The organism is Coxiella-like endosymbiont, from assembly GCF_002871095.1.
Classification (GTDB): domain Bacteria; phylum Pseudomonadota; class Gammaproteobacteria; order Coxiellales; family Coxiellaceae; genus Coxiella.
This window is the reverse complement of sequence record NZ_NSHJ01000152.1, coordinates 1-4,458: the sequence shown is the minus strand read 5'-3', so window position 1 is coordinate 4,458 and position 4,458 is coordinate 1. Positions and strand designations below refer to the sequence as shown.

Sequence of the window (4,458 nt, the reverse complement as noted above, 5' to 3'; positions counted from 1 at the left end):
ATCAAATAAAAATAGAACAAAATATTATAATTAAAAAATTTTTTCTTAGATTTCACTGATAATATTTTCAAAATTTTTTATGTATATTATTGGAATACATTTTTTATAAAAATATTAATTTTTTAAAATATTCATTTTTAAACTTTTTAGTGGTATTTTGTTATTCCCTAATTATTCAATAGTAGGGTCAGATATCTTGTTAGATAAAAGGAGGTATTTGAAATCTTTTTAATTCAAATGCTTTCTAAGTGGTGGTATATATATTTTTATGTACACAAGGTCAGTTATTATATATCTGTAACTTGGACAACTAAATCAACGGCATAACCAATCCCAGTATAACCTTGATTGATAATTATTTACTTGATTAAAAAATTTATCACTGCCTTAGTAATCTAATCATTATCTTAATATTTAAGATGAGTAATCATTTTAAACTTAATGTCTAGGGTGAATATTTTGACTTTGGTTGGGATAGTGGTGTTTTGATTTTTTAGAATATGCTGAAATATTAGAATATGCTGGAATATATCAAATATCCAGCCTTCTATAGAAAAGAAAGATTAAATGACTCAAAATAGTTACCAGATATTGGTTAGAATTTTTTAGAGCTATTTCCTTAATACTGTTTTTAATTATAATACTCGCTTAATACTCGCGTAATATAATTAGATTTTTTAGCATAGTTTTAACATAGTTAATATAGTTGGAGACTTGTTTACTTTAATTAAAAGCATTTTATAGGGAAGTGGAATTAACGTGTCGATCATTCATTTAAAAAGAATGACTGACAATTATATTGTTTCAGGTTGGGTTGTTTATTTCACTGTCTCACTTTTTTTTATTTTGCGAGTTCGTGGAGTATAATATCCTGGATTTATTAACAATCCTTAATTTAGGGGGGGAGCGCTTTTTAGATTGAGGCTACCTGTTGAGGCCTTCTATCATTCAATTAAATATCGAGGTAAAAAATAATTATTTCAGCTGCGGCATCTAGTGTATCTTGCATTTTTATCTTTGCAGCTTCAACATCGATTTAGTAAGCAGATCCATACAGAGTTCATGCCGTTTTATTAGTAAAATTGCTAACTCTTTTTGCTTATTAAGCAATCTTCTTTTAATTTTCCGATAGTTCAAGTTTTGTCAGATAGCTTCTTTACTTATTTAGTTTGAGCGTGGTGAGCGTCCTTATAATCTTCAAAGAAATGATTATGACACCCTTCTTGATCTTTTTGATAGATTCCCTAAAGTGGCGCGTGACCCTATTCATTGACTATTACTTATTTTTTTGCATCATGCTCTTGTTTATTGTTTAATTATTAATTAGTGAAAGATTTTCTTTGGGAGGGCAGGATAGGTTTTTTAAGAGTATCAAATGTTATATCCAAGGCTTCGGTCTTGGGTGAGTGTTATGGTGAACTGTAAAGAAAGAAACAGGTAGAATTTTTTAAATAATATCGATTTATAATATCTCATTAAAAAATTTCTGATTTTTTAATGAGGGTATGATCTAGAGAAACCTGTATTTATTTTAATTAGGAAGGGGGTGTGGTGGGGTAATAAAGTGGTAGTATAGTCTCTGAGATCTTCTTTGGTTAACTTTATAGGTTTATAAGCACTATTATAGGTGCTTTAATAGAGGTAGTAGGGAAGGTATACTCTCCGAAGATGAAGGATGCTTGTCAAATAGAATAAGACTTCGGCAAACACCTAGGAAAGTAAATTTTGTTATTGTGTAAAATACTTATAAATTTAATATTTAAATATTAAACTTATTTATCATTGTTAGGCTGATGAATTATTTAAGGAGACTTAAATTTATTATGAGTATACAGATTATTAGTGATTTTTTGAGTACTGTAAGTAATTTTTTATCTTTAGCTGGCACTGAAGAGGAGGGTATGGTTTCTATCTTAATGAGGGGGGGTATACAATTTCTATTTTCTGGATGAATAAAATAGCCATGTTGCATCAGGTTTTTAACTATGTGTTTTTATTTTCTTCTACTGATGACCCATTGATGTTGTTGATTATGTTACTTGCTTTTATATTAGGACTCGTTAAGGCATATTTATCTAAGGCAACCTTGTTAGATCTCTTATCAAGACAAACACATTCCAAATGAAAGAATCTTTAATTAGTGTTGATCATTCCCTTGATCTATCAAGGTCAGTTCCACATATCAATCGTTGGCAAGCTTGGGTGGTTTGTTTGTCAGCATCTCTTTTTTTCTTTTATGAATTTATTCAAATGAATATGTTTGATGCAATTAGCCTTCCATTAATGCAGGCTTTTCATATCCAAGCCACTCAATTAGGTCAATTGTCTTCTTTTTATTTTATCTCTAATGTTATTTTTCTTTTTCCAGCAGGGATGTTACTCGATCGATATTCCACCCGGAAGATCATTTTATTTTCACTCGGTGTGTGTATTTTAGGCATTACTTCTTTTGCGCTAACCACTTCATTATTTTCGGCTTGCATTTTTCGATTTTTGATGGGTATTGGAAGTGCGTTTTGCTTTTTAAGTGTCATACGCTTAGCTACACGTTGGTTTGCTGCTACACGATTGGCCCTAGTGACAGGAGTCATTGTGACTATGGCAATGTTAGGGGGAATAGCAGCACAAACACCTCTTACTTTATTATTAGAAGCATTAAATTGGCGAAAGGTTTTATTAATAGATGCGGCTTTTGGTTTTTTAATTTTTTTGATTATTGCAAGTCTTGTGAAAGATTTTCCTTATTATTATCTCGAACACCATCGTGTGGAACGTCAGAAAATTAATGAAATGGGTTATTGGAAAAGTATGGGTTTAGCTTTTTTAAAATTACAAAATTGGCTCGGTGGAATATATACTTGTTTAATGAATTTACCTTTATGTTTGTTGGGAGGTATTTGGGGGATATTATATTTGAGTGATGCGCATCACATTCCTAAAATTGAAGCTACTTATATTACAAGTATGTTATTTATGGGAACTGTAGTGGGTGGACCTCTAGTAGGCTTTTTATCTGATAAAATTGGTTTCCGAAGATTACCGATGTTAGTAGGTGCTATTTTATCGTTAGCCTTAGTTATAGTAATTATAGAAATCCCCCATTTGTCATTCTTTTCTTTGTTAGTACTATTTTTAGCCATGGGTTTAACTACTAGTAGTCAAATTATCGGATATCCTATAGTCGCTGAAAATAGTATTCCTGTAATAACAGCTATGTCAGTCAGTGTTGTTAATATTACTACTATGGGTGGACAAGCGATCTTCCAACCCTTATTTGGCCATCTTATGGATTTACATACGATTTATTTTCATCATTCAATGGGTGGTTACGTGGCTTCAGATTTTTGTTGGGCTATGTTGATTTTACCTCTTGGATTTTTAATTGCTTTGGGTGCTGCTTTTTGTTTACGAGAAACCTCTTGTCGTTCTTCCAATGAATAAAGTAAAATTCAAATAATGACTAGAATAGAATGCCTTTTATTTGTATTTTTAATTTGATAGTACTAATAAGTTAATAATAGTAATAAGAAGTTGCATAGATAGTTTATTGTATAGAGTACTATACTATAATAATTTTAATAAATTCATAGTTTTTCTATTTAGTTTATAGAGCGCTTATGTATATTACAGATTACTATAAAGTACTCTCGATAAGCTCGTTTCCAATGCTGTATTCGCTGTGTAGCAGCACTACGTAATGAATAACTTTAATTTGCTTGCTCTTATGTTAAATTTTTTCGATTTGTTTATATCCGTTATATCCTTTATTTTATTTTTATTGTTATTAAAAAAAGTGACGTAAGGTTTAGCCTAAACCCTTAGAGGTTTGGGATACCCCCCTTAGACGTTTGGGATACGTATAGAAGGAACATAAATCAGTAGATTTTTAGTTTTATTAAGAATTGATAAAAAAACTTTAACTCTGTCTTTGATAAATTTTATTTTTTTTTAAAAAATCAATGGTGTTTAGATTAATTACTAGTATTTTTATTTGTTTTATTAGAGATCGTCGGAGTTCTAATCAATGGCATAGGAAAATCCAGTTATTTTCCCTTATTCTCTAAAGTGTTTCAATATATCCTGGTTTTTATCTGTGTTTATTACTTACTATTGTAATTTTTTTATTTAAAGGAGTAGTTAAAATATCTAATTCTTTTCAAAAAAACATTTATAAATAAGTTAGCATATTGTTTTATTTGATTATGGGCTTCTATAAGATGACTGCTGATTTTTAATAATTTAATAACAGTAATTTTACTACTCAATAATTTTATTATTTATTCAATATTAATTATAAATTAAGGCTTATCTAGATATCAATGATTAAATATATCTTTTTCTGTTAATAATTATCGTTCCTCTATATGGGAATTTTAGGCTACTCAAGAAATAGCTTTATTCCTAGAGATAAAGATTTTTTTTATGTTTTGCTTTAGATCTGTTCTTTATACCCATCTC

General features: G+C 29.5%; 1 protein-coding gene. It reads left to right on the top strand.

The window, feature by feature from the left end; all coding sequences use genetic code 11:
* The first annotated feature begins 2,121 nt into the window (after positions 1 to 2,121).
* The gene (locus CLERM_RS03525; RefSeq protein WP_102157206.1) at positions 2,122 to 3,441 is read left to right on the top strand and encodes an MFS transporter; all 1,320 of its coding nucleotides are present in this window, start codon (positions 2,122 to 2,124) and stop codon (positions 3,439 to 3,441) included.
* Positions 3,442 to 4,458: the final 1,017 nt, after the last annotated feature.